Raw genomic sequence first — 25,478 nt, 5'->3', positions numbered from 1 at the left:
TTATTCGGCAAGGGCTGTGAACAGGCCTTGGAACATCCCCCCAAGATTTCGACCGTCTTCGTCGCGATTGAGCCAAGGTCTCATGGTCGAACCACCGCCAGATGAGACGCCGCGAGGGCCTCCGGCTTCCGCGGTGATTCTTTCGAGACCTTGCGGCTCTTGCCATCCTGGGACGGCCGCTTCGTGATGACGGCGGTCCGCGCAGGGCGCCGGGTCCCGGTCCTCGGTTTCTCGCGCTCGGCTTCCACGCCCGGCACGCCAGCACGGCCCGTCAATGCGTCGAGATATCTCTGCGTCCACCAATCGATGTCCGCAGCGGCGATCGTAGTGTAAAGCGCCTCGAAGCGGCGGATGCGCTCGGTCTTGGGCATAGCGAGCGCGGTGCGGATCGCGTCCGCCACCTCATGGGCATCATAGGGATTGACGATCAGCGCCTCGCGCATCTGCTGGGCGGCGCCGGCGAAGCGCGAGAGGACGAGGACACCCGGATCCGCGGGATTCTGGGCCGCGACATATTCCTTGGCGACGAGGTTCATCCCGTCCCGCATCGGGGTGACGAGCCCAACCTCCGCGCGGCGATAGAAGCCGGCGAGCGCATTGCGGGAATATGCCTTTTTCACCACCCGGATCGGCGTCCAGTCGAACTCGCCGAGCTGGGCGTTCAGCCTGCCCGCAACCTCGTCGGAAAGGCGGTCCAGCTCGGCATATTCGGGCACGTCGCTGCGCGAAGGCGGGGCGATCTGCAGGAGGCTCACCTTGCCGCGATGCTCGGGATGGCTGCGCAGGAACTCTCCGAACGCCTCGAGACGCTGTACGATACCCTTCGAATAGTCGAGCCGATCGACGCCGACGACGAGCTTGCGCTCACCGAGCGATTCCCGCGTGGCCCGCAGCGGTGTCGGCGCCTGACGCGTCGAGGCCGTGGCGAGGCGGCGGAACCCCTCGACGTCGATGCCGATCGGGAAGGCCTGCACCTCAGTCTCGCGCGTACCGACGCGCACGCGCTGCCCGTCGCGGCGCCCGCCGCACAGCGCCTCCAGCCCACCGATCAGGTTGCGGACATCGAGCTCCGTCTGCATCCCGACCAGATCATAGGCGGCGATGGTGCGGATCAGTGTCCCGCTGAACGGCAAGGCCCCGATCACATCGGCCGAGGGCCACGGGATATGGTGGAAATAGCCGATGCGGTTGGTCACACCGCGCCGGCGCAGTTCCGCCGCCAGCGGGATCAGATGATAGTCGTGGATCCAGATGACGTCGTCGAGCTGGATGAGACTCGCCAGCGCCCGGGCGAAGCGGCGATTGACGCCGAGATAGCCCATATAGTCGCTGCGCTGAAAATCGGTCAGCCCGAGCCGGTAGTGCATCAGCGGCCAGAGAGCCCGGTTCGAAAAGCCGAGATAATAGCTCTGCCGCTCGGCTTCGCTGAGGTCGGTCACGGCATAGGTCACGTTGCCGCGCTGGATCTGCCGGATGTCATGGACCGCGGCGTCGCTGATGCCGCCGCTCCAGCCGAACCAGAGGCCACCATGCTGCTCGAGCGCCTCGCGCAGCGCCACCGCCAGCCCGCCCGCCGTCGCCTTTTCCTGACGATCGGGGATGGTGACGCGGTTCGAAACGACGATGAGACGCATAGCGACGAATTTCTCCAGGAGGGCCGCCCGATTTTTGCCATCGGCGGCAGGAACAGAACGCCCAGGCAAGCGTAATGTTTCCGGGGTGCAGCGCTGGCCGCATGGCGAAGCGGTGGCGGAGCTGCGATGAAATCGTGATCGCCACTATCGGGCGAACAGTAAAATGAGACAACCCCGATGACGATTTTTCCGCGCTGGTAGCCGCGCGCCGGCCATGAGAAAGGATTGCCAGCGAGGACAGCCGTTCTTCTGCCGTCTTCCCTGCCCAAATAGAAAGCGATGACGACATTGATCGAACCGGAAACTGTCCACAGCGCTCGTGATATCGCTACGGAGGCGGAGCAGATCGCGCTGTTCCTCGACTTCGACGGAACACTGGTCGAGATCGCGCCCTCCCCCGAGGACGTCCAGCTCGACCGGCGCGTCGCCCCGGCGCTGGAAAGCCTGCGCAGCCAGCTTGGCGGGGCGCTGGCCCTGGTCTCGGGGCGCCCGATCGCCTTTCTCGACGAGATGCTGGCACCTTACCGCTTCGACATCGCCGGGTTGCACGGCGCCCAGATTCGGATGGGGGGCGAGCTGCGCTCGCAGTCCGCCCCCCCCGAACATATGCGCGAGACGTTGCGGGACCTCGCGCGCTTCGCCAACAGCCATGTCGGCATCATCGTCGAGGACAAGCGGATTTCGGCAGCGCTGCACTGGCGGCTTGCGCCCGAGCTCAAGGACGAGGCGCTGGATCTGATGCGAAAGGCCGCTGCGAAGCTTGGGCCCGGCGTGCGCCTCCAGGAGGGCAAGTCCGTCGCTGAGCTGGTTCCGGCCGGCGCGAGCAAGGGCGGCGCCATCGCCTGGCTGATGGCGACACCGGCCTATGCCGGCCACCGCCCCGTCTTCATCGGCGACGACATCACCGACGAGGATGGCTTCGAGACGGTCAACGCCATGGGTGGGCTTTCGATCCGCATCGGCGCGGATCGAGAGAGCCTGGCGACGATCCGCCTCGCCTCGCCGACCGCCTTGCGGCATATCCTGCTCGAAGCCGCCGAGAATGGCGGCCTGACCGCCTCCAGTTTTTCCCAGAACTAAGGGCCTAGCCATGAGCGTAACGACCACGGCTGCGGGGCAGCACTCCGCCTCGCTCGACCTCGGCGTGATCGGCAATTGCTCGATCGCCGCGCTCATCGACCGGCGCGCCCGCATCGTCTGGGGCTGCTTCCCGCGTTTCGACCGCGATCCGGTGTTCTGCTCGCTGATCAACAACAAGGCCGATGACGGCAATGATGAGCTCGACAAGGGCTTCTTCGCCATCGAGCTCGTCGGCATGACGCGCTGCGAGCAGGGCTATCTCGACAACACCGCGATCCTCTCCTCCGTGCTGTCGGACGATCAGGGCAACGCCATCGAGATTCTCGATTTCGCGCCGCGCTTCGTGCGCTACGAGCGTTTTTTCCGTCCGCCGCAGCTCGTGCGCCGCGTGCGCCGCATCTCGGGCCGTCCGCGCATCCGCGTCCTGCTCAAGCCCTGCCTCGGCATCGGAGAAGAGCCCGACGAGATCACCCGCGGCTCCAACCACATGCGCTTCGTCGGCGCCGACCAGACGATCCGGCTGACGACGAATGCGCCGATCTCCTACGTGATGGAGAGCACGCCGTTCGCCGTGGATCAGACCTATTCCTTCGTCATTGGCTCGGACGAGGCGCTGCGCGCGGAAATCGAAACGGCATCACGCGAATTCCTCGACAAGACGACCGATTACTGGCGCGACTGGGTGCGCTCGCTCTCGATCCCGTTCGAGTACCAGAAAGAGGTGATCCGCGCGGCGATCACGCTCAAGCTCTGCTCCTTCGAGGAGACCGGGGCCATCGTCGCCGCACTGACCACCTCGATTCCGGAGGCGCCTGGCACACAACGTAACTGGGACTATCGCTATTGCTGGCTGCGCGACGCCTATTTCGTCGTCCATGCGCTGAACCGGCTCGGCACGACGCGGACGATGGAGGATTATCTCGGCTTCATCACCAATATCGTCGACACCTTCTCGGAGAGCGGCGCCGAGCACCTGCCGCCGCTCTACCCGATCACGCGCGGCGGCACGCTGATCGAGTTCGAGGCCACGAACCTTTCAGGCTATCGCGGGCACCAGCCGGTGCGCTTCGGCAACGGCGCGGCGGTGCAGATCCAGAACGACGGCTACGGCGCGGTTGTGCTGGCGGCGACGCATTCCTTCTTCGACCGTCGCCTGATCCAGCCCGGCAAGGATACGCTGTTCAGCCAGCTCGAACGGATGGGCGAGCTGGCGATCTCCGTGTTCGACAAGCCCGATGCCGGCCCSTGGGAGCTGCGCGAGAAGSAAGCCGTGCACTCCTTCTCCAGCGTGATGTGCTGGGCSGCCTGYGACMGGCTCGCCCGCATCGCCGGCACGCTCGGGCGCGCCGATCGCAAGGAATACTGGAAGGGCGAGGCGAAGCGGCTCAAAACCATCATCGCCGAGCAGATCTGGAACGGCGAGAAAGGTCATTTCGTCTCGACCTTCAACGGTCAGGAACTCGACGCGACGCTGCTGCTCCTCGCCGAGATCGGCTTCGTCAAGCCGGATGACGCCCGATTCATTGCCACCGTCGAGGCGATTGGCCGCGACCTGAAGCGCGGCGACCTGCTGCTGCGCTACGCGGTACAGGACGATTTCGGCTACATGCACACCGGCTTCCTGATCTGCGCCTTCTGGTATGTCGATGCGCTGAACGCGATCGGGCGCAGCGAGGAGGCCAAGGAGCTGTTCGAGCGCATCCTGAAGCGGCGCAACAGCTTCGGCCTGCTTTCGGAGGATGCCGACCTCGAAACCGGCGAGCTCTGGGGCAATTTCCCGCAGACCTATTCGATGGTCGGGCTGATCAACTGCGCGATGCGCCTCAGCCGCGACTGGGAAGAGGCGTTCTGAGCCATGCTTCAGCGGGGCGAACCGAAACGGAACGCGATCGGGATCACACCGTAGACCATCGCCAGCACCATCGGCGGCACTGCCAGGGCCGTGACGCCGAGCGTCGGCCACCCCTGTGTCAGCGGCGCGAGCAAAGCCAGCAGGAGATTGATGGCGCCATAGGCGCCGGCAGTCGCAACCGCCAGGAAGCGCAGGCGTGCCGCAAGGCGCGAGAAGGAAGAAGGCGTGCCCATGTGATGGCCTTGTTCATAACGAAACGGACCGTTTCGATTGGTTGATCTAAACGGCCCGTTTCGTTATGTCAAGGAGAGACCGCGAAGCGACAAGGACGGGATTGCAATGGAACCGCACCTGAAGCGGCGTGCCTCGATCGGCGCGCGGCGCAGCCCCGAGACGGAGGCGGCCGTGAAGGCGGCAGCGCGGGATCTGCTGGCGGAGAAGGGCTATGCCGGCTTCTCGATCGAGGAGGTTGCCCGCCGTGCCGGCGCCGGCAAGCCGACGATCTACCGCTGGTGGCCGAACAAGGCCGATCTGTTCATTGACGTCTACGGCGCGGAAAAGGACGCCGCGATCCCCGTGCCCGACGAGGGCTCATTGCGCGCCGACCTTCTGCGCTACACCAGGGATCTCTGGCGGTTCTGGCGCGAGGATACGGCGGGGCGCGTCTTCCGGGGTTTGATCGCCGAGGCTCAGAGCAGCGAAAGCGCACTCGCCGCGCTGCGCTTCAAGTTCATGCCGGAGAGGCTGGCGGCGCCACGGCAGATGTTCGTGCGCGCCGCCGAGCGCGGCGAGTTCGCGCCTGAGGAGATCGACGACCGGCTCGAGCTCTGGGTCGGCTTCAACTGGCTGCATGTGCTGACCGACCGGCTGAGCGAGGACGAGCCTTCGCTCAGCCGCAAGATCGATCTGCTCTGCCGCTGACCGCTCTCAGCCGACCTTCGCGGCAGCGCGCATCACGGCAAGCGCCAGCACCTGCGCCGCCGGGACCAGGCTCTCGACCTCCAGGAACTCGTCCGGCGTATGGGCCATGCCGCCGATCGGCCCGACGCTGCACAAGGTCGGAGTGCCCTGCGCGGCGGTGAAGCCTGAATCGGCGCAACCGCCGGTGAATTCCGCGGTCACCCCGATGCCGAAAGCGCCCGCGGCCTCGCGATAGACGTCGTAGAGCACGGCCGATTCCGATGAACGCTCCAGCGGCAGGAATTCGCCCTTGATCGAGAGCACGGCGCTGGTGCCCGGCACCTGCGGCGCCTCGACGATCGCCGTGATCTTGCCGACCATCTCGTCGCGCTGGGCAGCGGTGACATAGCGCAGATCGATCTCGCACCAGGCGTGCGGGGCGATGGTGTTGACGGTCTGGCCACCGCCGATCAGCCCGACATTGACGGTGATGCCCTTCTCCAGATCGGTGAGGCCCTGGAGCTGCGGGATCTTGTGGCCGAGATCGACGATGGCCGAGGCGCCCTTCTCATAGTTCGCGCCGGAATGGGCGGGTTTGCCGGTGAATTCGGCGCGCATGAAGACGCCGCCCTTGCGGCCGCTGGTGACCGACTGCTTGTGGTCCCTGGCGAAATCGGTTCCGGCAGGCAGCCGGCTGGGCTCGGCATTGAAGACGCAGCGCGACTCGCGCGCCGCTTCCTCGATCACCGGCCGGGAGGACGGTGAGCCGATCTCCTCATCGCTGGTCGTCAGCATCATGAGCGGCGAGGTCAGGCCGCCGCATTCTGAAAACGCCGCGGCGACGAAGGCCGAGATCACGATGCCGCCCTTCATGTCGGCGACGCCCGGCCCATAGGCACGCGCGCCCTTGATCGTGAACGGCCTGCGCGTCGGTTCGCCCTGCGGGAAGACGGTATCGCGATGGCCGAGCAGCAGCACGGGTCGCTGGTCATTGGCTGTCGGATTGCGCAGGCGCGCCTTGACGGCATCGCCGAAGCGGGCGTCCGGCAAAACCTCGACGTCGAGCCCATTCGCCTTGTGGAAGCGCGCGACGACCTCTCCTGCCCGGTCGACGCCGGCCTTGTCGTAGGAGCCCGAGTCGGTATCGACCAGTTCGCGCAACAGCGCGACCATGCCTTCCTTGCGGCTCGCCAGCCACTCCGTGACCTTCTGCTCCTCGGGGGTCAAAGCGCTCATCGGCTCACTCGCATTCGTTCCGGATGGGACAATGCCGGGCAGCTTATAGGCTGGGCCTTTCGCGGCAACGGCAAACCACAGCGGAGATCCCATTCACCGCGCGCATGCCAGCCGGCGCCGCCTAGACGGGCTCAATCGGCCCATTCGGGATCTGTGGTGAAAACGATGGTGAGCCAGCGGTCAGGCGTATCGTCGCCGATCGCCTCGCCGATCTCATCGCGGATGCGGTCCCATTCCTCCAGCTTCTTCGCCGGCCCGTCCTTGGGCACGATGAAATAGAGCTCGATCTGCCGTCCGCGGCCGACCCGCGCGACATAGGATCGGTAGGTGGCAAAGCCGTAGCGACGGACGATGTCCTCCGCGACGTTGTCGGCATGGCGCTTCAGATCGGCCGGCGTTACCAGCAGAATGTCGGCGAGGGCCTGCTTGATCGTTCCGATCGGCATGGGGATCACGACGATGCAGACCAGCGCCAGCGCGACCGGATCGACATAGGGCAGCATCCAGGCGAACCGAGTCCCCTGGATCGCGTAACCGAAGACGAAGGCGACGAGCAGCGCGCCGCTGAGGCCGCCGGACATCGCCCAGGCCTTGGCATCCAGCGCGACGAAGTTCGAATGGAGGTCCCGGTTGGCCCGCTTGCCGTAGATCGCCATGGCGAAGGCGATCAGCATCGTCAGCACCGCATAGACGATGGCGTAATCGAAGGCGAGATGCCGCCCACCGGCCATGATGCTGCCGATTGCGTTGATCAGCGCATAGATCCCTGCTCCCGTCAGGAGGATGCCGTTAAGGCCGAGGACCATTGGTTCCAGGTGCCAGAAGCCCATGGTGAAGTGCTTGACCAGCCTGCCGCCGACAGCGCCGTCAGCCGTCGAGGACGTAATCAGATTGGCGACCAGCAGCGCGACGATCGTCATGGTCGCGTCCGTCAGAGCGTAGACGCCGTCGAAGACGATCGCGAAGGAGCCGGAGAGGAGGCCGAAGGCAATGCCCGCCGCTGCGAGGAGGAAGGTGACGGCGATCGAGACGCGCAGAACGTTTTGCTCTGTGTTCACGGAGTTGGCCCTTCGCTCCGCCGCCCTCCCCGGACGCTACAGGCCGGGCGGCCGAAATGCCATTCCCCCACATTGGGCGTGAGGCCGTGCCGCCTAATAAAAAAGGCCCGCCTGCGAGGCAGACGGGCCTTTTCCTATCTCGCGAAGGATCAGCCGATCACTCGGCCGCTTCCTGCGGCGTGTTCTCGGTCACCGAGATCGCCGGCCGGGCCCGGCCGTCGGATTTGGCGAGCGCGCGGCGCACGCCGTTGCCGTAATCCGGGTGGACCTTGTCGAAATGCGCCAGTTGGCGCTCCTCGATCTCCTGCGGGATGCCCCCCATCGCCGCGGCGATGTTGGAGAAGAGGCGCTCCCTCTGGCCGGCATCGAACAGGTTGAACAGCGCACGCGGCTGGCCGTAGTCGTCATTGCCGATGCGGTGGTTATAGCGATCGGCATCGCCCGAGATCTTCAGCGGCGGCTCCTTGGCCGCGGGCTGCTCGACCGGGCCATTGAAGGAATTGGGCTCGTAGTAGGCGTTCGGATGACCGGTGCGGATGCCGCCATAGGTGTTCATCTGGCCGTCGCGGTGATAGTGGTGCACCGGGCATTTCGGCTGGTTGACCGGGATGTTCTCGTAATGCGTGCCGAGCCGGTGGCGATGGGCGTCGGCATAGGAGAAGATGCGGGCCTGCAGCATCTTGTCAGGCGAATAGCTGATGCCAGGCACGATGTTCGACGGCGAGAAGGCGGCGTTCTCGATCTCGGCGAAATAGTTCTCCGCGTTGCGGTTGAGCTCCATCACGCCGATGTCGATCGGCGGATAATCCGCATGCGGCCAGACCTTGGTGAGGTCGAAGGGGTTGTAGGGGGTCTTCTCGGCGTCCAGCTCGGGCATGATCTGGACCTGCACCTTCCACTTCGGGAACTCCCCGCGCTCCAGTGCATTGAACAGGTCTTCCTGCGTGGACTCACGCGTCCTGCCGATGACCTTCTCCGCTTCCTCATTGGTCCAGTGCTTGTGGCCCTGCATGGTCTTGAAGTGGAACTTCACCCAGTAGCGCTCGCCATTGTCGTTCCAGAAGGAATAGGTGTGCGAGCCGTAACCATTGATGTGGCGAACATCGGTCGGCAGGCCGCGATCCGACATCAGGATGGTGACCTGATGCAGGCTTTCCGGCGAGAGCGACCAGAAATCCCACATCGCGGTGGGCGAGCGCATATTGGTTTTGGGATGGCGCTTCTGGGTGTGGATGAAGTCGGGGAACTTGACCGGGTCACGCACGAAGAAGACCGGTGTATTGTTGCCTACGAGATCCCAGTTGCCTTCCGGGGTGTAGAACTTGATGGCGAAGCCGCGCACGTCGCGCTCGGCGTCGGCGGCGCCCATTTCACCCGCCACCGTCGAGAAGCGCAGGATCAGCGGGGTCTCGGTGCCAGGCTGGAGCGCCTTGGCCTTGGTGTATTTCGAAATGTCGCCGGTGATCTTCAGCGTGCCATGGGCGCCCCAGCCCTTGGCGTGGACGACGCGCTCCGGGATACGCTCGCGGTTCTGGTGAGCCAGCTTCTCGATCAGCTGATAATCCTGCAGGAGGACCGGGCCGCGTTCGCCGGCAGTGATCGAATTTTGGTTGTCCGGGATCGGCGCTCCGGCCGTGGTCGTCATCGCGACGCCGGTCTGCGGGTTCTTCGGATCGTTGGCTGACATGGCTCATTCCCTCCTGAACGGTCGACCGCCCGCGTGACGGGCACGGCCGGTTTGGAATTGGAGGAAGTAACAGCGCCATGTGACGACAATGTCCAATACCGTTTACGGCAGGGCACGATAAGTTTATCAAATCGACATGGTCACACTGAAGCAGCTCCGCTATTTCGTCGCCCTCGCCCGGCACCGTCATTTCGGCCGCGCCGCGCAGGAATGCCATGTCAGCCAGCCCGCCTTGTCACTGCAGATCCAGGAGTTCGAGGCCTTTCTGGGCTGTCAGCTGGTCGAGCGACGGCGCGGCGCAGTCGCCTTGACCGAGATGGGCGCCGAGATCGCCGAGCGCGGCCGCCGCATACTGCTGGAGACCAGCGATCTCGTCGACCACGCCCGCCACCGTCGCGGCCTCCTTGGCGGCGAGCTGGACCTGGGCGTCATTCCCTCGATCGCGCCCTATCTGCTGCCGACGACCCTGCCGCTGCTGCAGCGGCGCTTCCCGGCGCTGGATTTGAGGCTGCGAGAGACGCAGACCGCGACGCTGCTGGAGGAACTGATCGAAGGGCAACTCGACGTCGCCCTGCTGTCATTGCCGATCGAACGCGCGGGAATCGAGACCCTGCCGCTGTTCGACGACCCTTTCCTGCTCGCCGTCCCCGCCGAAACGCAACAGAATGCCCCGCCCTTCCGGCCCGACGCCCCGTTCGCGGGCGAGAACCTGCTGCTGCTCGAGGAAGGCCATTGCCTCCGTGACCAGGCGCTGAGCTTCTGCCGCACCACCGCGGGCGGCTCGCGTCGGCAATATGGCGCCTCCAGTCTCTCCACGATCATGCAGATGGTCGCCAACGGCTTCGGCACCACGCTGATGCCTGCGATGGCGCTGCCGATCGAATTCAGACCGGACATGCCGGTGCGGCTCTTCCGCTTCGCCGCACCGGTGCCGAGCCGCTCGATCGGCCTCGCCTGGCGCCGAACCTCGCCCCGCAAGGCTGATTTCGAGGCACTCGGTGCCGTTCTCACGGAAATCGGCGAAGCCCTGACGGCAAATCGCCTCCCTGCGGCCGAGCCGGGAGCGATCAACCTCGCGGCCGCCCAGCCGGAACGTCAGACGAGGCCGGCGTACCAGGCTAGGACATAGACGACGGTGCCCACCGCCATCGGCACTAGCGGATTGAGCTTCGAGCGATAGGTCACCGCGGCCGTTGCAGCCGTGATCACGAAGCCGAAAAGCCCGGCGTCGGCTGCCAGCGTCGCGACGGCACCGCTCGCGAGCATCAGGCCGAGCGCGATCGGCACCAGGGCGAGCGTCACGATCCGAACGATGCTGTTGTCGCTGAAGCGTTGCAGGCCACGGCTGCAGGCGAGCGCCAGCACGGAGGACGGCAGCAGCATCGCCGCGGTGGCGACGAGCAGGCCGCCCGTCCCGGCGACATGCCAGCCGACGATGCTGGCGAGCATCACGTTCGGCCCCGGCGCGGACTGGGCGATGGCGAAGAGGCGGGCGAAGGTCGGCGCGTCCATCCAGCCGAGAATGTCGACGATCTGGCGGTGGACCTCCGGCACCACGGCGTTGGCGCCGCCGATCGCCATCAGCGAGATCGTGCCGAAGGTGACGATCAACTGGCCGAAGATGCCGCGCTCCATCAGACCCGCCGCGCTCCCAGAGAGGCGGCGGCCAGGCCGAGCGGCACGAGCACCAGCAGGGTCGGCAGCATGGGCAGCCGCAGCACGCCAACCGCCGCGAAAGCGGCCATGGCCATGATCCAGGCCCAGCGAGCAAGGCCGGCCTTTGCGAGCAGCCGTGCGGCTGTGCCGAGGATCAGCCCGGCTGCGCTGGCAGCAGCGCCCGTCAGCGCGACCTGCGCCAGCGGATGGTCGGAAACCGCGTTATAGATGTTCGCGATCGCAACGAGCGCGAGCAGCGGCATCGCCATCAGGGCGAAGACGCAGGTCAAAGCACCGGCCGCGCCGCGAAAGCGGTCTCCGAGCATGACGGCGGCGTTGACGGTATTTGCGCCCGGCAGCGCCTGGCAGATGCCCATCAGCTCGGCATAGCCGCGATCGTCGAGCCAGTTGCGCTCGGCGACGATGATATGGCGCGCCACGGGGCCGACGCCGCCGAAACCCATCATCCCGATCTTGAGAAAACCGGTGAACAGGGCCGGCAGGGAAGGCGGAGGCGCGTCCGTCGCGGTTTCGAGGGCTGACATCGACGATTGCTAGCGCCGCGCTTCCATCGCCATGCGCAAGGCGAAGCCGGCGAGCACAGTGCCCATCAGCCAGCGCTGGACCAGCGACCAGAACGGACGCGTGCGCAGGAAGAGCGCGATGCTGCCCGCCGCCGTCGCGATCAGAGCGTTGACGCTGCCGCTGATCGCGATCTGGATGAAGCCGAGCACGACCGACTGGGCCAGCACATCGCCGGCGGCCGGGTCGATGAACTGCGGCAGCAGCGCGAGATAGAACATCGCGATCTTGGGATTGAGGAGGCTGGTCAGGAAGCCCATGGCGAAGAGCTTGCGCGGCCCGTCATGGGGCAGGTCGCGGATGTGAAAGGGCGAGCGCCCGCCCGGCCGCACCGCCTGCCAGGCCAGCCAGAGCAGATAGGCAGCACCGCCCAGCCTGAGCGCGTCATAGGCATAGGGCACGGCGAAGAGCAGCGCCGTGATGCCGAAGGCGGCGCAGAACATGTAGACGAAGAAGCCGAGGATGACGCCGCCGAGCGAGATCAGCCCCGCTCCCCTGCCCTGCGCGATCGAGCGCGAGATCAGGTAGATCATGTTGGGTCCGGGCGTCAGCACCATGCCCAGCGCGATCAGGGCGAAGGTCACGAGGGTGGTCGTCTCGGGCATGGCTCAGCGCTCCGCGGAACTCAGCGCTTGGACCATGGAACAGGGTAGCCGGCAATCGCATTGCCGCGGGAGCCGCCATGCAAGCCTTCGATGCGTCCGCGGCGGCCCCGGAGGCACAGGAACGGAACCGGCCGCCTCAACGGCGGTTGTCGCCAGCAAGCGGATTGGGGGGAGACATGACGCTGTTCAGCCGGCTGCTCTACACCATCATCGCCTTCGCGCTGCTCGGCGCCTCGATCATCCTGATAGGGGTCGCGGTCTGGCGGACGTCGCACGGCTTCTGGACCGGCGACGGCGCGCTCGACACCATGCTCGACGCGATCGGCCTGGTGATCATCGCGGTGGCGGTCGCCGATGTCGGCAAGTTCCTGTTCGAGGAAGAGGTGGTGGCCGATCGCGAGATGCGCCGGCCCGCCGAGGCACGGGGATCGCTGACCAAGTTCATGTCGATCATGATCGTGGCGCTCTCGCTGGAGTCTTTGGTGCTGATCGCCAAGACGTCGCGCGAGACGATGCGAGACCTCGTCTATCCCGGCCTCCTGATGTTGCTGGCAGTGCTCGCGCTGGTGGGTCTCGGCCTCTTCCAGAAGCTCAGCCAGAACGCGACGGCGTCGGTTCCGCCGGAGCATGAGGAGGATGAGGAAGGCGCGAAAGACAGGCGACCAAAGGGACATGCGGGCATACCCTCCTCCGTCGCAGGCGAAGGATAAGCGGTCGCCTCGCGTCATTCTCGGGCGCCGCGAAGCAGTGACCCGAGAATCTCCGGCAGCAAGAGCACTGGAGCTTCTTTCGGCAGGAGATGCTCGGGGCAAGCCCGAGCATGACAGCGGTTGCCCTCACCGCGTCTCGTCGACCAGGAAGAGATCGGTATCGTCGGGCCTCGCACCGGCCGCCGTGAGCATGGCGTGAATCTGGCCGCGATGGTGGGTCTGGTGGTTAAAGAAATGGGCGATCACGAAGGCACGCGGCTTGCCCATCTCGCGGCCGGCTGCGCCGGAATACCAGATCAGCGTGCCGCGCAGCCAATCGGCCTCGACGCTCTCCGCCCAGTCGAGAATGGCTTGGTCGCGCAAGCGGCGGCGCGCGCAGAACTGCGCCCAGTCCTCGAAATAAACCGCCGAATCGCGGCCGCCGACTGACGGCTTCTCGCTGCCCGTGAGACGGCTGAGCCAGATCTCGTCACCCCAGAGAATATGGTTGAAGGTGCCGTGGATCGACTTGAAGAAGGCGCCGCGATCGAGCTTGCGCGCCTCGTCTGTCAGCCCGTCCGCCGCTTCCATCAGGCTGCGGTTTTGCCAGGCATTGTAGCGGGCCATGGTCCGGACATAGGCGGGATCGACCATGGTGGCGGCCTCCTCGTCAGATGACGTTGGCCTCCTTGAGCGGCCTGCCCGTAACGATGCGCTCGTGACCGAGATCGGCAAGGTCGAGCGAGCGATAGCGGCCATGCGCGATATGCTCGGCGAGCCCACGGCCAACTGCCGGCGACTGCTGCAGGCCGTGGCCGGAGAAGCCGTTGGCGAGATACAGATTGGGCACTCCGACCGCCGGGCCGACGATGGCGTTATGGTCGAGCCCGCACATGTCGTAAGGACCGGCCCAGGCGCGGCCGGGCTTGATCTGCTCGAAGGCCGGTATGCGGTGGGCGAGCGCCGGCCAGACGACCTCCTCGAAGAAGCCCCAATCGACGTCCTCGGCGGAAGGATCAGTCTCGATCCATTCGACATCCTGCTCGGGCGTCAGCGGCGAACAGCTGCCGATGAAGAGCTGGCCCTCCGCCGTGCGCTTGCCCTCCTGCCGGCACCAGGCGCCGGTGGTGTCGATCAGCAGCGGGCAGCCATCGACATCACCCTTGCAGGTGAAGGTGAAGACGTAGCGCTTCATCGACTTCACCGGGATGTCTATGCCCGCCGTCGCCGCCAGCTTTGCGCCATGCGTCCCGCTAGCATTGACCACGGCGCCGCAGGCGATGCGGCTGCCATCGGCGAGTTCGACAGCGGTCACCCGGCCACCCTCGGTAACGTAACCCGCGACCTCGCCCTGCTGGTACTCGACGCCGAGGCTGCGCGCCTTCTTGCGGAAGGCCTGGAGTAACGCCCAGCCGTCGAACCAACCCTCGCCGCTGACACCAAAGGTGCCGCAGGCGAGATCCTCGGTATTGAGCCAGGGGAAGCGCTGCTTCAGCGCGGCCGGGTCATAGAGGGCGATATCGGCGCCTTCAGCCGCCTGCAGCTTCTGGTTGGCGGCAAGGACCGGCGCGCCGGCGTCGCTCGCGAGATAGAGATAGCCGCCTTCATGCAGGTCGATCGCCGGCACTTCGCCATCAACCGCGAGATGTGCGCCGATATTGCGCAGGAAATCGACGCCGAAGAGCGAGATGCGGATATTCACCGCGCTGGAGAATTGCTGGCGGATCGAGGCGGCGGAGAGCGCGGAGGCGGAGAAGCGATAGGTCGGGTCCTTCTCGATCACCACGACCTTGCCGGTGAAGCCGGGATCGGCGGCGAGATGATAGGCGACGGAGGAGCCGATCGCGGCGCCCCCGCAAATCACGACATCGGCGGTTTCGGAGACGGACGACATGGCGGCCCTCGCGCGACGGTTCGGCTCAAGAGCCGGGTTGGTGAATTCCGCGCATGAATGACGCGACCGGAGCCGCTTGTCGAGAGGGTCAGGGTGCGGGCGCGCACTCCGCCAGCAGCCAATCGCGGAAGGCGGCGACGGCCGGCAGCCCCGCCTTCTCCTCGGGATAGACGAGATAATAGCCTTCCTGCCCGACCAGGGAGCGGTCGACCGGGATGACGAGCGCGCCCGAGCGCAATTCCTCCTCGACCAGGAAGCGCGGCACGATGGCGAGGCCCAGGCCCGCCACCGCCGCTTGCGAAACCATGGCGAATTGCTCGAAGCGCGGCCCCATCAGCGCCCGCTGCGGCGGCAGGCCCTGCTGTTCCAGCCAGTTGGCCCAGGCGCGCGGTCGTGTCGATTGCTGCAATAGCGGCGCTTTAAGCATATCGGCGGCCTCTGCAAGGCCGAAGCGCGCGACAAGGGCGGGCGAAGCGACCGGCACGATCTCCTCGCCCATCAGCCGGTGCAGCCGGGCACCGGGCCAGACCGGGTCGCCGAAATGGATGGCGGCATCGAGCGGCTCGCGCGTGAAGTCGAAGGGCACGAGCTTGGTAGCGAAATTAATGGTGATGCCGGGATGGGCTTCGATAAAGCGCGGCAGACGCGGAATCAGCCAGCGGGTGCCGAAAGTCGGGAGGATGGCGAGGTTGAGCACGCCGGCCGCGCCCCGAAAAGCCATCGTCGAGACGGTGGCGGCGGCGAGCCGCGACAGCCCCTCGCGCACCTCCGCGGCATAGGCCGCGCCCGCGGCGGTGAGGCTGACGCGCTTCTTGATGCGCTCGAACAGGCTGACGCCAAGCGCCCCTTCGAGATGGGCAACCTGCCGGCTGACGGCTCCTTGCGTCAGATTCAGCTCCTCGGCCGCGCGGGTGAAGCTGCCATGCCGGGCCGCCGCCTCGAAGGCCGCGAGCGCGGACAGCGATGGCACCGTAAGGCGGCCGGGGATCAGAACATCGTCCATGATTAGAACTCACCAAGTGGTGAGAACATATCGGTTGCCCCAGCGATAGGAAAGGGGGCATTCTCCGCGACCAAAGGGCGACCACGGTCTCCCGAGCTCTCATCCTGAGGAGCAGGCGCCAGCCTGCGCCTCGAAGGATGCTCCAGAAGACGCCGCTCACTGGAACATCCTTCGAGACGCGCCTTCGGCGCTCCTCAGGATGAGGGCTGTGGTTCACTGGCATCGGCGAACAGGCAGACACATGACCTCTCTCCCTAACGACACGCTCGCCCTGCTCAAGCGCCTCGGCGTCTCCGAGAGTGCCTATGCCGATGCCGGCCTCTCGGCCCGCTCGCCAATCACCGGCGAGACCGTCGTAACCCTGCGCGAGACCTCCCCGGGCGAAGCCGAGGCCGCGATCGGCCGGGCCCAGTCCGCCTATCTCGCCTGGCGCAAGGTGCCGGCGCCGCGGCGCGGCGAGTTCGTGCGCCTGCTCGGCGAGGAGCTGCGCGCCGCCAAGACCGATCTCGGCCTGCTGGTGACGCTCGAAGCCGGCAAGGTCACCTCCGAGGGCCTCGGTGAGGTCCAGGAGATGATCGATATCTGCGACTTCGCCGTCGGCCTGTCGCGCCAGCTCTACGGCCTGACCATCGCCACCGAGCGCCCGAACCATCGGATGATGGAGACCTGGCACCCGATCGGCGTCTGCGGCGTGATCTCGGCCTTCAACTTCCCGGTCGCGGTCTGGTCGTGGAACGCGGCGCTCGCCTTCGTCTGCGGCGACAGCGTCGTCTGGAAGCCCTCCGAGAAGACCCCGCTGACGGCGCTTGCCGTGCAGGCCATCGTCGAGAAGACGATGAAGCGCTTCGGCCCCGAGGCCCCCGTCGGCCTCTCCGAGATCCTGATCGGCGGCCGCGAACTCGGCGACATCCTGGTCCAGGACCATCGCGTCCCGGTCGTCTCGGCCACCGGCTCGACCCGCATGGGCAAGGAAGTCGGCCAGAAGCTGGCGGCTCGCTTCGCCCGCGCCATCCTCGAGCTGGGCGGCAACAATGCCGCGATCGTCGCTCCCTCGGCCGATCTCGACATCGCGCTGCGCGGCATCGCCTTCGCGGCGATGGGCACCGCCGGCCAGCGCTGCACCACGCTGCGCCGCCTGATCGTGCATGAGAGCGTCTATGACGCGCTCGTGCCGAAGCTCGCCAAGGTCTACGGCTCGGTGAAGATCGGCGATCCCCGCGAGGCCGGCGTGCTGGTCGGTCCGCTGGTCGACGAGGCCGCCTATCAGGGCATGCAGAAGGCGCTCTCCGAGGCCAAGGCCGAGGGCGGCAAGGTCCATGGCGGCGAGAAGGTCGATGTCGGCACTGGGGGCTTCTATGTCCGTCCGGCGCTGGTCGAGATGCCCAGCCAGTGCGGCCCGGTCGAGCGCGAGACCTTCGCGCCGATCCTCTATGTGATGAAGTACAAGTCCATCGACGAGGCGATTTCGATCCAGAATGCGGTCGGCGCCGGCCTGTCCTCCTCGATCTTCACGCTGAACATGCGCGAGGCCGAGCTCTTCGTCTCGGACGAGGGTTCCGACTGCGGCATCGCCAATGTCAATATCGGCCCCTCGGGCGCCGAGATCGGCGGCGCGTTCGGCGGCGAGAAGGAGACCGGCGGCGGCCGCGAGGCGGGCTCCGACGCCTGGAAGGCCTATATGCGCCGCGCCACCAACACCGTGAACTACGGCACCACGCTGCCGCTGGCGCAGGGCGTCAGCTTCGACGTGGATGCGTGAGGCATAAGCCGTCATTCTCGGGCGCCTGATAGCGGTGACCCGAGAATCTCATGACGAGAAGATGCTGGTTTTCGAGATGGTCGGGTCAAGCCCGACCATGACGGCCAGACGATGAGGGAGACGAAGACCATGGCCGGCAGCCACAAGCTCGCTGAGTTCACCTGGGACGATGCCTACCTGCTCGACGAGCAGCTCACCGAGGACGAGCGGCTGATCCGCGACACGGCCCGCGCTTACGCGCAGGAGAAGCTCGCCCCGCGCATCCACGACGCCTATCTCGACGAGAAGACCGACCGTTCCATCTTCAACGAGATGGGCGAGCTCGGGCTGCTCGGCGTCACCGTCCCCGAGGAATATGGCTGCGCCGGCGCGAATTACGTCTCCTACGGGCTCGTCGCCCGCGAGGTCGAGCGCATCGACTCCGGCTACCGCTCGATGATGTCGGTGCAGTCCTCGCTGGTGATGTTCCCGATCTATGCCTATGGCAGCGAGGAGCAGCGCAAAAAGTACCTGCCGAAGCTCGCCAGCGGTGAGTGGGTCGGCTGCTTCGGCCTGACCGAGCCGGACGCCGGCTCCGACCCCGGCGGCATGAAGACCCGCGCCGAGAAGGTCGCCGACGGCTACAAGCTGAGCGGCTCGAAGATGTGGATCTCGAACTCCCCGATCGCCGACGTCTTCGTCGTCTGGGCGAAGTCATCAGCGCATGACAACCAGATCCGCGGCTTCATCCTCGAAAAGGGCATGAAGGGTCTCTCGGCGCCGAAGATCGGCGGCAAGCTTTCGCTCCGCGCCTCGATCACCGGCGAGGTCGTCATGGACGGCGTCATCGTGCCGGAGGAGAACCTGCTGCCGAACGTCTCGGGCCTGAAGGGCCCGTTCGGCTGCCTCAACCGCGCCCGCTACGGCATCTCCTGGGGCGTGCTCGGCGCCGCCGAGGACTGCTTCCACCGCGCCCGCCAGTATGGGCTCGACCGCAAGCAGTTCAACAAGCCGCTCGCCCAGACGCAGCTCTATCAGAAGAAGCTCGCGGACATGCTGACCGAGATCACGCTCGGCCTGCAGGGCAGCTTGCGCGTCGGCCGGCTCATGGACGAGGGCAAGATGGCCCCCGAGATGATCAGCCTCGTCAAGCGCAACAATTGCGGCAAGGCGCTCGATATCGCCCGCCAGGCCCGCGACATGCATGGCGGCAACGGCATCCAGATCGAGTATCAGGTGATGCGCCACGCGGCGAACCTCGAGACGGTGAACACCTATGAGGGCACGCATGACGTCCATGCGCTGATCCTCGGCCGGGCCATCACCGGCCTGCAGGCGTTCTTCTGAGCGCCGTCAGGCGTCATGCCCGGGCTTGACCCGGGCATCTCGTCCCATGCGAACCTCCCCCGGAGATGGTCGGGTCAAGCCCGACCATGACGCCCGAGTCGAACCCGCCATGACGACCCCTCCCCTCGCCGGCCTGCGCGTCCTCGAACTCGCGCGCATCCTCGCAGGCCCCTGGATCGGCCAGCTCCTGGCCGATCTCGGCGCCGACGTCGTCAAGGTCGAGGCGCCCGAGGGCGACGACACCCGCAAATGGGGCCCGCCCTTCGTCGAGGGCACCGGTGAAGAGCATCTCTCAGCCGCCTATTTCCACGCCGCCAATCGCGGCAAGCGCTCGATCACGGCGGACTTCCGCACGCCAGAAGGACAAGCTCTGGTCAGGCGGCTCGCCGCGCATGCCGATGTGGTGATCGAGAACTTCAAGGTCGGGGGCCTGCAGAAATACGGGCTCGACGCGGCCTCGCTGCGCAAGGAATTCCCGCGCCTCGTCTATTGCTCGGTCACCGGCTTCGGGCAGGACGGCCCCTATGCGCCGCGCGCCGGCTACGACTTCCTCGTCCAGGGCATGGGCGGGGCGATGTCGATCACCGGCGAGCCTGCGGGCGCGCCGATGAAGGCGGGCTATGCGGTCGCGGACATCTATACCGGGCTCTATGCCTCTGTCGGCATCCTCTCCGCGCTGCGCCAGCGCGACGCGACGGGCGAAGGCGCGACGCTCGATCTCGCCTTGCTCGACTCGCAGGTCGCGGTACTCGGCAACCAGGCGATGAACTATCTGGTCTCGGGCAGCCCGCCGCCGCGGCTCGGCAACGCCCACCCCAACATCGTGCCCTACGACGTGTTCCCGGTCGCAGACGGCCACATCATCATCGCCACCGGCAATGACGGCCAGTGGCGCAAGCTCTGCGACGTTTTGGGCGATGCGGCCCTGGCCGACGACCCCGACTATGTCGACAACAAGTCGCGGGTGAAGAACCGGATCGCACTGACCGCACGGCTGCACGCGCTCTGCCAGCGCTACGGCAAGGCCGATCTGCTGGCGGCGCTGGAGAAGGTCGGCGTTCCCGCCGGGCCGATCAACGACATCGGCGAGGTCTTCGACGATCCGCAGGTGATCGCACGCGGCGTCAACGTCGCGCTGCCGAGCGCAGCCGCCAAGGCGGGCAGCATTCCGACCGTCGCCTCGCCCATCGTCATGAACGGTGTGCGGCAGGTGGCAAGCCGGCCGAGTCCGCGGCTCGGCGAACATGAAGACGACATCTTGAACGATCCGGCCTGGGGCGGAGTCTCCACGGCACCATGACACTCAGCCGTCATCCTGAGGGGCCGCGATGCGGCGTCTCGAAGGATGAGGGCTCGAAAAAGGGCAGCGAACATGGCTAATCGTACCGGCGGGCAGATCCTCGTCGACCAGCTTCTGATCCATGGCGCCACCGACGCCTTCTGCGTGCCGGGCGAGAGCTATCTCGCCGTGCTCGACGCGCTGCACGATGCCTCGATGAAGGTCACGATCTGCCGGGCCGAAGGCGGCGCCTGCATGATGGCCGAGGCCGTCGGAAAGCTCACCGGCAAGCCCGGCATCTGCTTCGTGACGCGCGGCCCCGGCGCCACCAACGCCTCGCCCGGCATCCATATCGCCGATCAAGACTCGACCCCGCTCATCCTCTTCGTCGGCCAGATCGAACGCGGCATGCGCGAGCGCGAGGCCTTCCAGGAGCTCGACTACCGCGCCGTCTTCGGCACCATGACGAAATGGGCGACCGAGATCGACGATGCCGCGCGCATCCCGGAGATCATCAGCCGCGCCTTCCATGTCGCGACCTCGGGCCGCCCCGGTCCCGTGGTGATCGCGCTGCCCGAGGACGTTCTGACCGATCTCGCGGATGTCGCCGACGCCGAGCCCTACAGCATAACCGAGCAGCACCCTTCGCCGGTGCAGATGGACGATCTCGCCAAGCGCTTCGCCGCGGCCAAGTCGCCGATCGCGATCCTCGGAGGCTCGCGCTGGAGCCCAGAGACGATCGCCGATTTCCAGGATTTCGCCGAGCGTTTCGACCTGCCGGTTGCGGTATCCTTCCGGCGGCAGATGCTGTTCCCGGCTGATCATCCGAACTTCGCAGGCGATCTCGGCATCGGCCCGAACCCGAAGCTGCTGGCCCGTATCCAGGAAAGCGACCTCGTCCTGCTCGTCGGCGGCCGCCTTTCGGAGATGCCGAGCCAGTCCTACAGCCTGTTCGGCATTCCCAATCCGGGCCGGCCGCTGGTGCATGTTCATCCCGACCCGGAAGAGCTCGGCCGGGTCTATCGCCCGACACTGGCGATCAACGCCTCGCCCGCTGGCTTCTGTGCCGCGCTGGCGACGATCGAACCGCCGAAGGCTCCGGCCTGGGCTGGCGCGAGCGCGGCCGCGCATGAGGCCTATATCGCCTGGAGCGAGCAGCCAGCGCCGGTGCCGGGAGAATTCCACCCCGGCGAGATGGTGCGCTGGCTGAGGAGCCAGTTGCCCGACGACGCGATCATGTGCAACGGCGCCGGCAACTACGCCACCTGGGTGCACCGCTTCCACCGCTTCAACAAGTTCGCGACGCAGCTTGCGCCGACCTCGGGCTCGATGGGTTACGGTGTGCCGGCGGCGATCGGCGCAAAGCAGATCTTCCCGGAGCGGACCGTCATCGCCTTCGCCGGCGATGGCTGCTTCCTGATGAACGGCCAGGATTTCGCGACGGCCGTGCAATACGACCTGCCCGTGATCGTCGTCGTGGTCGACAACGGCATGTACGGCACGATCCGCATGCATCAGGAGAAGCACTATCCGGGCCGCATCTCGGCAACGACGCTGAAGAATCCCGATTTCGCTGATTATGCCAGGGCCTTCGGGGGCCATGGCGAGCGCGTCGAAACGACAGCGGAGTTCGCGCCGGCCTTCGAACGGGCGGTAAAGAGCGGCAAGCCCGCGATCATCCACTGCCTGCTCGACCCGGAAGCGATCACCCCGGCGAAGTCGCTCTCGACGATCCGGGCCGAGGCCTTCGCCGCGCAGGGCAAGCGCTGATCGCGCCCAAGCGAGAAATTCGCCACTGCGCCTGAACCGGAGCCGAACCTTTCGCGACCAACCGTCGTTGAGGAAACGACGATGCGGAGGGCTCGGCGATGAAGCACGGATTTGCGATCCGATTCGGGATGGCGGCTTTGGCCGCCATCGCGGCGGCGCCTGGTGCGGAGGCCGCAGGCTTCTTCGACAATCTGGCGCGGGCGATCTTCGGCCCGCCGCGCCTGCGAGCCTCGCCGATCTATGAATTCGACGAAGCGCCGCGGGCCAAGCCACGTCAGCGTGCGTCCGAGCCAGCGTCAAAGCCGAAGCCGCCCGTCGTCAAGCTCGACCCGCAGACCGACCGGAACTGGCACCTGAAGGACCCGACGCTGCGGCGGGGCGATATTGTCGTCACCGCGAGCGGAGTACTGGTTTATCAAGGCCGCGACAGCGATGCGACGCATCCCGGCGATTTCGTTACCCTGGGCGGCAGCGACCCCAAGGGCTGGAAGCAGACGTTGCAGACCGCAGCCGCCGGCGGCCGCAACATGTTCCATAGCGACCCGGTCAGGGCGGGAGCCGCGACGACCGAAGCCGGCGAAAACAACCAGGCGACGGCCCGCTAGACATTTCGGCCATCAACGCGGCCAAACCACATCCGGCCAAGCAGGCCATCGCGCCAGAGCAGCATATGGACGGCCACAGCCGCCACATGTGCAGTACCGAGAGCGATCAGGATGTTGCCGAGCTGATCGTGCAGCCAAAGCATCTGCTTGTAGATGGCGGGGTTCGGACCGATCGGGTGCGGCACCGGAAACAGCCCGAAATAGAGTGTCGGGATCTGGATCGGAGCGGCTGCCGCCATGAGCAGCCCGGTGACCGGGAGTGCCAGCAGGCAAAGATAGAGCCCGGCGTGGACAGTGCCGGCCGCGGCGCGTAACCACCGGTTTTTCTCGAACGACTCCGGCTGCGGAACAGCCAGACGCAGCGCGAGACGCAGCACCACGAAGAGCGCGATCGTCAGCCCGACGGATTTGTGCCGCTGATAGAGTTCGAAGCGGGCGATGAGGTCGCGGCTCTCGTCCCGCATCGGGCCGGATATCCAGAACTGGAACAGCACGAGCAGCAGCGTCAGCCAGTGCAGCACGACACTGGCCGGATGCCAGCGGGCCGGCTCGCTCATCGCTTCAGGCGCCCTCTGATGACGATCTCCATGCGATCGTCGACGACGTTCACGTCGCGGCCGATACCGTAGACCGGCCGCAGGAAACTGCCGCTGGCCTGGAAAGGCAGCATTTCGCCGCGCCTCGCCCGCTCGATATCACCATCCACGGTGGCCCTCACGTCGAAAGGCTGCGTCACGCCCTTGATCGTCAACCTGCCGCGGATGTCGAGGCTGTTCTCGCCTGTGCGCGAAACGTGTTCGGAAACGAAGCTCGCCACGGGATAGTGAGCCACATCGAGCATGCTCTCCCCGGCGATGAAGCCGTCGACCAATGGCGAGCCCGCCTTGATCGACGCGGTCTCCAGCGTCACCCGGACGCGGCTTCGCTCGGGATGGTCGAAATCGATGGCGAAGTTGCCGTCATAGCGCTCGAAGCGCCCATTCGTGACCACGGCCCCGAAACGGTGCCCGATGAAGCCAACTTCGGTCGCACCGCGATCGAAGGTCCAAGTGGATTGGGCCTGAGCCTGCGATGCGGCCAGCAGGGCGGCGAAAGCGAAGGCACGAATCCTGATCATCATGGCACCCGGAAGCTGCCGGAGAAGAAGCGACCATCCGCCAACTTGAAGGAAATGCCATGGCCGCGTGAGCCGGAACACGGAAAGGTGATTCAAGATCGATCTATCAAGGTTGACGGCGCCTTCGCGCGGGCGCGGGCGCTTGACCAGTCGTTAAGCGCGCCCGTGTCGTGTCGTTGAAACTTTGCGGAGAGTCGTCAGTTGTTGTTCCGGCAGGGAGGCCGGCGAGATGGCAAGACGGTTGCGTAAAGTCGTGTGTGTCGCAGCCGTGGCGACTATCGCCGCCACTATGCCGGCGGGCGCCGCCGGCCTGCTCGACGATCTGGCCAACGCCCTGTTCGGGCGGCCGAGACCCCGCCCGGTGATCGAATACGAGCCCTATGATCCGCTGAGCGTCACCGTGAAGCCTCACCGGAAACGCGCTTCGGCCGAGGTCGCCTCCAAGCCGAAGCCGCCGGTGGTCAAGCTCGACCCCCAGCGCGACCCCGATTGGTATCTGAAGGACCCGACATTGCGCCGCGGCGATGTGGTCGTCACGGCGCGCGGCGTGCTGGTCTATCAGGGCCGCGACAGCGATCACATGATCGACGGGGACTTTACCGCGCTAGGCGGCAAGCCCGGCGAGAAGAGCTGGAAGGGCCAACTGCAGGCAGCCGCGGCCGGCGGCCGCAGCTTCTTCCGCGATTTCCGCGACGCGCCGCCCAGCCCCGCCGACATCTCGCTGGCTCAGCCGGCGGCGCAACGCGAACCCGCCCTGCCCTGACCTTGCTGCATCAGGCCTTCGAGCGGACACCGTCGAAGGTCGAGCGAATGGCGCGCGCCAGTGCGATCGCCGCCCAGCCCTGGAAGATCAGCTCGATCGCCAGGAAGGTGCCGAGCACCCAGAGGCTAGACGCGGGCCATTGCGCCAGGATCATGCCGCCGAGCAGCAGCGAGAGCGCGCCCGAGAAGGCGACCCAGCCCCAATAGGGCAGCTCCCGGTTCTGGAAGGCCATGATCAGACGGAGCACGCCCGTCGCGACCAGAGCCGCACCGGCCAGAAGGGTCAGCGACGCCGTGGCGACCAGCGGATTGACGAAGGTCATCACACCGACCGCAACGTAGAGCACGCCGATCAGGATGTGCCAGAGGCGGCTTTTCCAGGCTTGATGGCGGAAGGCGTCGATCAGCACGACGATGCCGCCGACAAAGATCATGGCGCCGAACCAGATGGCACTGGCGAGGCTGAGCAGCGCCACGGCGCCGAGGCCGAGAACGCCGAGGATGATGAGGATGATCCCCTCCGCCATCAACCAGCCCCAGCTACGCCGGAGCGGAATGAGATGCGTACCGAGAGAGGGAGGGTTGGAGACTCCAGACGGTGTGCTCATGGCGACCGACTCCATTCCGGGCAGCCGCGACAGCCGGGCTACCTCGTTCGACGGCGCGTATGAGAAACCCACGCAGCGGTTGCGTCAATGATCTGACGCAAGCCCGGCGTCAGTAGGTGGCGCGCCCGCCCGAAAGACCGAACACCGCACCGGTCGCGAAGCTGCAGCGCTCGCTCGCAAGCCGGGCGGCCGGCCCCGGCCCGCTCCGAAACGGCCCCGAGCCGCTTCAGCGGGCTTCTGGCCACCATGGCCGCGACCGTCTCCACGGAGAGGCGATGTCCCAGATTACGGTGTCAGGCCGTCCTGTTTCAACCGGTCCGCCACCGCGGCGCCGATCCCCCTGGAGCGGCCGGTGACGGCGGCGATCCGCCGCTCC

Annotated in this window: 25 protein-coding genes; 11 read left to right on the top strand and 14 right to left on the bottom strand. The window is 66.4% G+C overall.

Going from position 1 to position 25,478, the window contains the following annotated elements; all coding sequences use genetic code 11:
• Nucleotides 1-80: 80 nt before the first annotated feature.
• Complete coding sequence (otsA, locus tag AC1DEZ_RS24315) at nt 81-1,634, bottom strand: alpha,alpha-trehalose-phosphate synthase (UDP-forming) (protein ID WP_441510753.1); 1,554 nt, start codon at nt 1,632-1,634, stop codon at nt 81-83.
• Nucleotides 1,635-1,913: 279 nt separating this feature from the next.
• On the opposite strand from otsA, the gene otsB reads away from it, so the two are divergent.
• Together otsB and AC1DEZ_RS24305 are read left to right on the top strand one after the other, a co-directional pair.
• Nucleotides 1,914-2,714 carry a trehalose-phosphatase gene (gene otsB, locus AC1DEZ_RS24310; protein ID WP_441510752.1) on the top strand — a complete coding sequence of 267 codons (801 nt, stop codon included), beginning with the start codon at nt 1,914-1,916 and terminating at the stop codon, nt 2,712-2,714.
• 10 nt (nt 2,715-2,724) lie between these two features.
• Entirely contained in the window at nt 2,725-4,566 is a 1,842-nt protein-coding gene (locus AC1DEZ_RS24305) for a glycoside hydrolase family 15 protein (RefSeq protein ID WP_476780905.1), read from the top strand.
• A gap of 8 nt (nt 4,567-4,574) precedes the next feature.
• On the opposite strand, the gene AC1DEZ_RS24300 is transcribed toward AC1DEZ_RS24305, so the two are convergent.
• The gene (locus AC1DEZ_RS24300) at nt 4,575-4,799 is read right to left on the bottom strand and encodes a hypothetical protein (protein ID WP_441510750.1); all 225 of its coding nucleotides are present in this window, start codon (nt 4,797-4,799) and stop codon (nt 4,575-4,577) included.
• 106 nt (nt 4,800-4,905) lie between these two features.
• Here AC1DEZ_RS24300 and AC1DEZ_RS24295 point away from each other — a divergent pair, with 106 nt between their 5' ends.
• Nucleotides 4,906-5,487 carry a TetR/AcrR family transcriptional regulator gene (locus AC1DEZ_RS24295; protein WP_441510749.1) on the top strand — a complete coding sequence of 194 codons (582 nt, stop codon included), beginning with the start codon at nt 4,906-4,908 and terminating at the stop codon, nt 5,485-5,487.
• 6 nt (nt 5,488-5,493) lie between these two features.
• Here AC1DEZ_RS24295 and AC1DEZ_RS24290 read toward each other — a convergent pair whose 3' ends face one another.
• The 3 genes from AC1DEZ_RS24290 to katA all read right to left on the bottom strand — a co-directional run bounded on the left by AC1DEZ_RS24290 (nt 5,494) and on the right by katA (nt 9,405).
• Nucleotides 5,494-6,702: a M20 family metallopeptidase gene (locus AC1DEZ_RS24290; protein WP_441510748.1), complete on the bottom strand. Its 1,209-nt coding sequence runs from the start codon at nt 6,700-6,702 to the stop codon at nt 5,494-5,496.
• 131 nt (nt 6,703-6,833) lie between these two features.
• Complete coding sequence (locus tag AC1DEZ_RS24285) at nt 6,834-7,760, bottom strand: cation diffusion facilitator family transporter (protein ID WP_441510747.1); 927 nt, start codon at nt 7,758-7,760, stop codon at nt 6,834-6,836.
• Nucleotides 7,761-7,917: 157 nt separating this feature from the next.
• Nucleotides 7,918-9,405 (bottom strand): catalase KatA, encoded by a 1,488-nt coding sequence (gene katA, locus AC1DEZ_RS24280; RefSeq protein ID WP_441511182.1) that lies wholly within the window; start codon nt 9,403-9,405, stop codon nt 7,918-7,920.
• 178 nt (nt 9,406-9,583) lie between these two features.
• Here katA and AC1DEZ_RS24275 point away from each other — a divergent pair, with 178 nt between their 5' ends.
• Entirely contained in the window at nt 9,584-10,576 is a 993-nt protein-coding gene (locus AC1DEZ_RS24275) for a hydrogen peroxide-inducible genes activator (RefSeq protein ID WP_441510746.1), read from the top strand.
• On the opposite strand, the gene AC1DEZ_RS24270 is transcribed toward AC1DEZ_RS24275, so the two are convergent.
• From AC1DEZ_RS24270 to AC1DEZ_RS24260, 3 genes are read right to left on the bottom strand one after another with little or no spacing between them, the layout of a single operon-like run.
• A complete protein-coding gene (locus tag AC1DEZ_RS24270; protein ID WP_441510745.1) occupies nt 10,543-11,082 on the bottom strand; it encodes a chromate transporter in 540 nt (179 codons plus the stop codon). The two genes, AC1DEZ_RS24275 and AC1DEZ_RS24270, sit on opposite strands and share 34 nt — an antisense overlap.
• Entirely contained in the window at nt 11,082-11,648 is a 567-nt protein-coding gene (locus AC1DEZ_RS24265; RefSeq protein ID WP_441510744.1) for a chromate transporter, read from the bottom strand. Before AC1DEZ_RS24265 ends, AC1DEZ_RS24270 begins: the two co-directional genes overlap by 1 nt.
• A 9-nt stretch (nt 11,649-11,657) precedes the next feature.
• On the bottom strand, nt 11,658-12,290 hold the full coding sequence (locus AC1DEZ_RS24260) for a LysE family translocator (RefSeq protein ID WP_441510743.1): 633 nt from the start codon (nt 12,288-12,290) through the stop codon (nt 11,658-11,660).
• A gap of 176 nt (nt 12,291-12,466) precedes the next feature.
• On the opposite strand from AC1DEZ_RS24260, the gene AC1DEZ_RS24255 reads away from it, so the two are divergent.
• Nucleotides 12,467-13,000 carry a GNAT family acetyltransferase gene (locus AC1DEZ_RS24255; protein ID WP_441510742.1) on the top strand — a complete coding sequence of 178 codons (534 nt, stop codon included), beginning with the start codon at nt 12,467-12,469 and terminating at the stop codon, nt 12,998-13,000.
• A gap of 126 nt (nt 13,001-13,126) precedes the next feature.
• On the opposite strand, the gene AC1DEZ_RS24250 is transcribed toward AC1DEZ_RS24255, so the two are convergent.
• The 3 genes from AC1DEZ_RS24250 to AC1DEZ_RS24240 form a co-directional block, all read right to left on the bottom strand.
• Complete coding sequence (locus AC1DEZ_RS24250; protein WP_441510741.1) at nt 13,127-13,633, bottom strand: DinB family protein; 507 nt, start codon at nt 13,631-13,633, stop codon at nt 13,127-13,129.
• 16 nt (nt 13,634-13,649) lie between these two features.
• On the bottom strand, nt 13,650-14,873 hold the full coding sequence (locus tag AC1DEZ_RS24245) for an NAD(P)/FAD-dependent oxidoreductase (protein WP_441510740.1): 1,224 nt from the start codon (nt 14,871-14,873) through the stop codon (nt 13,650-13,652).
• An 88-nt stretch (nt 14,874-14,961) separates the two neighbouring features.
• Nucleotides 14,962-15,876 (bottom strand): LysR family transcriptional regulator, encoded by a 915-nt coding sequence (locus AC1DEZ_RS24240; RefSeq protein ID WP_441510739.1) that lies wholly within the window; start codon nt 15,874-15,876, stop codon nt 14,962-14,964.
• 241 nt (nt 15,877-16,117) lie between these two features.
• On the opposite strand from AC1DEZ_RS24240, the gene amaB reads away from it, so the two are divergent.
• From amaB to AC1DEZ_RS24215, 5 genes are all read left to right on the top strand, one after another.
• Nucleotides 16,118-17,635, top strand: coding sequence for an L-piperidine-6-carboxylate dehydrogenase (amaB, locus tag AC1DEZ_RS24235; RefSeq protein WP_441510738.1), 1,518 nt, complete (start codon nt 16,118-16,120; stop codon nt 17,633-17,635).
• Nucleotides 17,636-17,764: 129 nt separating this feature from the next.
• Entirely contained in the window at nt 17,765-18,961 is a 1,197-nt protein-coding gene (locus AC1DEZ_RS24230) for an acyl-CoA dehydrogenase (RefSeq protein ID WP_441510737.1), read from the top strand.
• Between the two features lie 109 nt (nt 18,962-19,070).
• Nucleotides 19,071-20,261 (top strand): CaiB/BaiF CoA transferase family protein, encoded by a 1,191-nt coding sequence (locus AC1DEZ_RS24225; protein WP_441510736.1) that lies wholly within the window; start codon nt 19,071-19,073, stop codon nt 20,259-20,261.
• Between the two features lie 72 nt (nt 20,262-20,333).
• A complete protein-coding gene (locus tag AC1DEZ_RS24220) occupies nt 20,334-22,010 on the top strand; it encodes a thiamine pyrophosphate-binding protein (RefSeq protein ID WP_441510735.1) in 1,677 nt (558 codons plus the stop codon).
• A gap of 98 nt (nt 22,011-22,108) precedes the next feature.
• Nucleotides 22,109-22,615: a hypothetical protein gene (locus AC1DEZ_RS24215; RefSeq protein ID WP_441510734.1), complete on the top strand. Its 507-nt coding sequence runs from the start codon at nt 22,109-22,111 to the stop codon at nt 22,613-22,615.
• Here the strand turns inward: AC1DEZ_RS24215 and AC1DEZ_RS24210 are convergent.
• Entirely contained in the window at nt 22,612-23,172 is a 561-nt protein-coding gene (locus AC1DEZ_RS24210) for a cytochrome b (RefSeq protein ID WP_441510733.1), read from the bottom strand. The two genes, AC1DEZ_RS24215 and AC1DEZ_RS24210, sit on opposite strands and share 4 nt — an antisense overlap.
• A complete protein-coding gene (locus AC1DEZ_RS24205; protein ID WP_441510732.1) occupies nt 23,169-23,735 on the bottom strand; it encodes a YceI family protein in 567 nt (188 codons plus the stop codon). The genes AC1DEZ_RS24210 and AC1DEZ_RS24205 overlap by 4 nt, the downstream gene beginning before the upstream one ends.
• Before the next feature lie 238 nt (nt 23,736-23,973).
• On the opposite strand from AC1DEZ_RS24205, the gene AC1DEZ_RS24200 reads away from it, so the two are divergent.
• Nucleotides 23,974-24,495, top strand: coding sequence for a hypothetical protein (locus AC1DEZ_RS24200; protein ID WP_476780904.1), 522 nt, complete (start codon nt 23,974-23,976; stop codon nt 24,493-24,495).
• Nucleotides 24,496-24,505: 10 nt separating this feature from the next.
• Here AC1DEZ_RS24200 and AC1DEZ_RS24195 read toward each other — a convergent pair whose 3' ends face one another.
• Nucleotides 24,506-25,102: an HdeD family acid-resistance protein gene (locus tag AC1DEZ_RS24195; protein ID WP_441510730.1), complete on the bottom strand. Its 597-nt coding sequence runs from the start codon at nt 25,100-25,102 to the stop codon at nt 24,506-24,508.
• Between the last annotated feature and the right edge of the window lie 376 nt (nt 25,103-25,478).

Source organism: Allobosea sp. 10L422 (assembly GCF_056395345.1).
The sequence above is the reverse complement of the archived record's forward strand: the minus strand, read 5'-3'. Positions and strand labels throughout refer to the sequence as shown.

Coding starts and splice junctions, on each gene's coding strand:
- AC1DEZ_RS24265 (WP_441510744.1), bottom strand. CDS start 11,648: ATGTCAGCCCTCGAAACCGCGACGGACGCGCCTCCGCCTTCCCTGCCG.
- AC1DEZ_RS24270 (WP_441510745.1), bottom strand. CDS start 11,082: ATGGAGCGCGGCATCTTCGGCCAGTTGATCGTCACCTTCGGCACGATC.
- AC1DEZ_RS24220 (WP_441510735.1), top strand. CDS start 20,334: ATGGCTAATCGTACCGGCGGGCAGATCCTCGTCGACCAGCTTCTGATC.
- AC1DEZ_RS24240 (WP_441510739.1), bottom strand. CDS start 15,876: ATGGACGATGTTCTGATCCCCGGCCGCCTTACGGTGCCATCGCTGTCC.
- AC1DEZ_RS24195 (WP_441510730.1), bottom strand. CDS start 25,102: ATGAGCACACCGTCTGGAGTCTCCAACCCTCCCTCTCTCGGTACGCAT.
- AC1DEZ_RS24295 (WP_441510749.1), top strand. CDS start 4,906: ATGGAACCGCACCTGAAGCGGCGTGCCTCGATCGGCGCGCGGCGCAGC.
- AC1DEZ_RS24300 (WP_441510750.1), bottom strand. CDS start 4,799: ATGGGCACGCCTTCTTCCTTCTCGCGCCTTGCGGCACGCCTGCGCTTC.
- AC1DEZ_RS24275 (WP_441510746.1), top strand. CDS start 9,584: ATGGTCACACTGAAGCAGCTCCGCTATTTCGTCGCCCTCGCCCGGCAC.
- otsB (WP_441510752.1), top strand. CDS start 1,914: ATGACGACATTGATCGAACCGGAAACTGTCCACAGCGCTCGTGATATC.
- AC1DEZ_RS24210 (WP_441510733.1), bottom strand. CDS start 23,172: ATGAGCGAGCCGGCCCGCTGGCATCCGGCCAGTGTCGTGCTGCACTGG.
- otsA (WP_441510753.1), bottom strand. CDS start 1,634: ATGCGTCTCATCGTCGTTTCGAACCGCGTCACCATCCCCGATCGTCAG.
- AC1DEZ_RS24245 (WP_441510740.1), bottom strand. CDS start 14,873: ATGTCGTCCGTCTCCGAAACCGCCGATGTCGTGATTTGCGGGGGCGCC.
- amaB (WP_441510738.1), top strand. CDS start 16,118: ATGACCTCTCTCCCTAACGACACGCTCGCCCTGCTCAAGCGCCTCGGC.
- katA (WP_441511182.1), bottom strand. CDS start 9,405: ATGACGACCACGGCCGGAGCGCCGATCCCGGACAACCAAAATTCGATC.
- AC1DEZ_RS24225 (WP_441510736.1), top strand. CDS start 19,071: ATGACGACCCCTCCCCTCGCCGGCCTGCGCGTCCTCGAACTCGCGCGC.
- AC1DEZ_RS24260 (WP_441510743.1), bottom strand. CDS start 12,290: ATGCCCGAGACGACCACCCTCGTGACCTTCGCCCTGATCGCGCTGGGC.
- AC1DEZ_RS24215 (WP_441510734.1), top strand. CDS start 22,109: ATGAAGCACGGATTTGCGATCCGATTCGGGATGGCGGCTTTGGCCGCC.
- AC1DEZ_RS24255 (WP_441510742.1), top strand. CDS start 12,467: ATGACGCTGTTCAGCCGGCTGCTCTACACCATCATCGCCTTCGCGCTG.
- AC1DEZ_RS24250 (WP_441510741.1), bottom strand. CDS start 13,633: ATGGTCGATCCCGCCTATGTCCGGACCATGGCCCGCTACAATGCCTGG.
- AC1DEZ_RS24290 (WP_441510748.1), bottom strand. CDS start 6,702: ATGAGCGCTTTGACCCCCGAGGAGCAGAAGGTCACGGAGTGGCTGGCG.
- AC1DEZ_RS24205 (WP_441510732.1), bottom strand. CDS start 23,735: ATGATGATCAGGATTCGTGCCTTCGCTTTCGCCGCCCTGCTGGCCGCA.
- AC1DEZ_RS24230 (WP_441510737.1), top strand. CDS start 17,765: ATGGCCGGCAGCCACAAGCTCGCTGAGTTCACCTGGGACGATGCCTAC.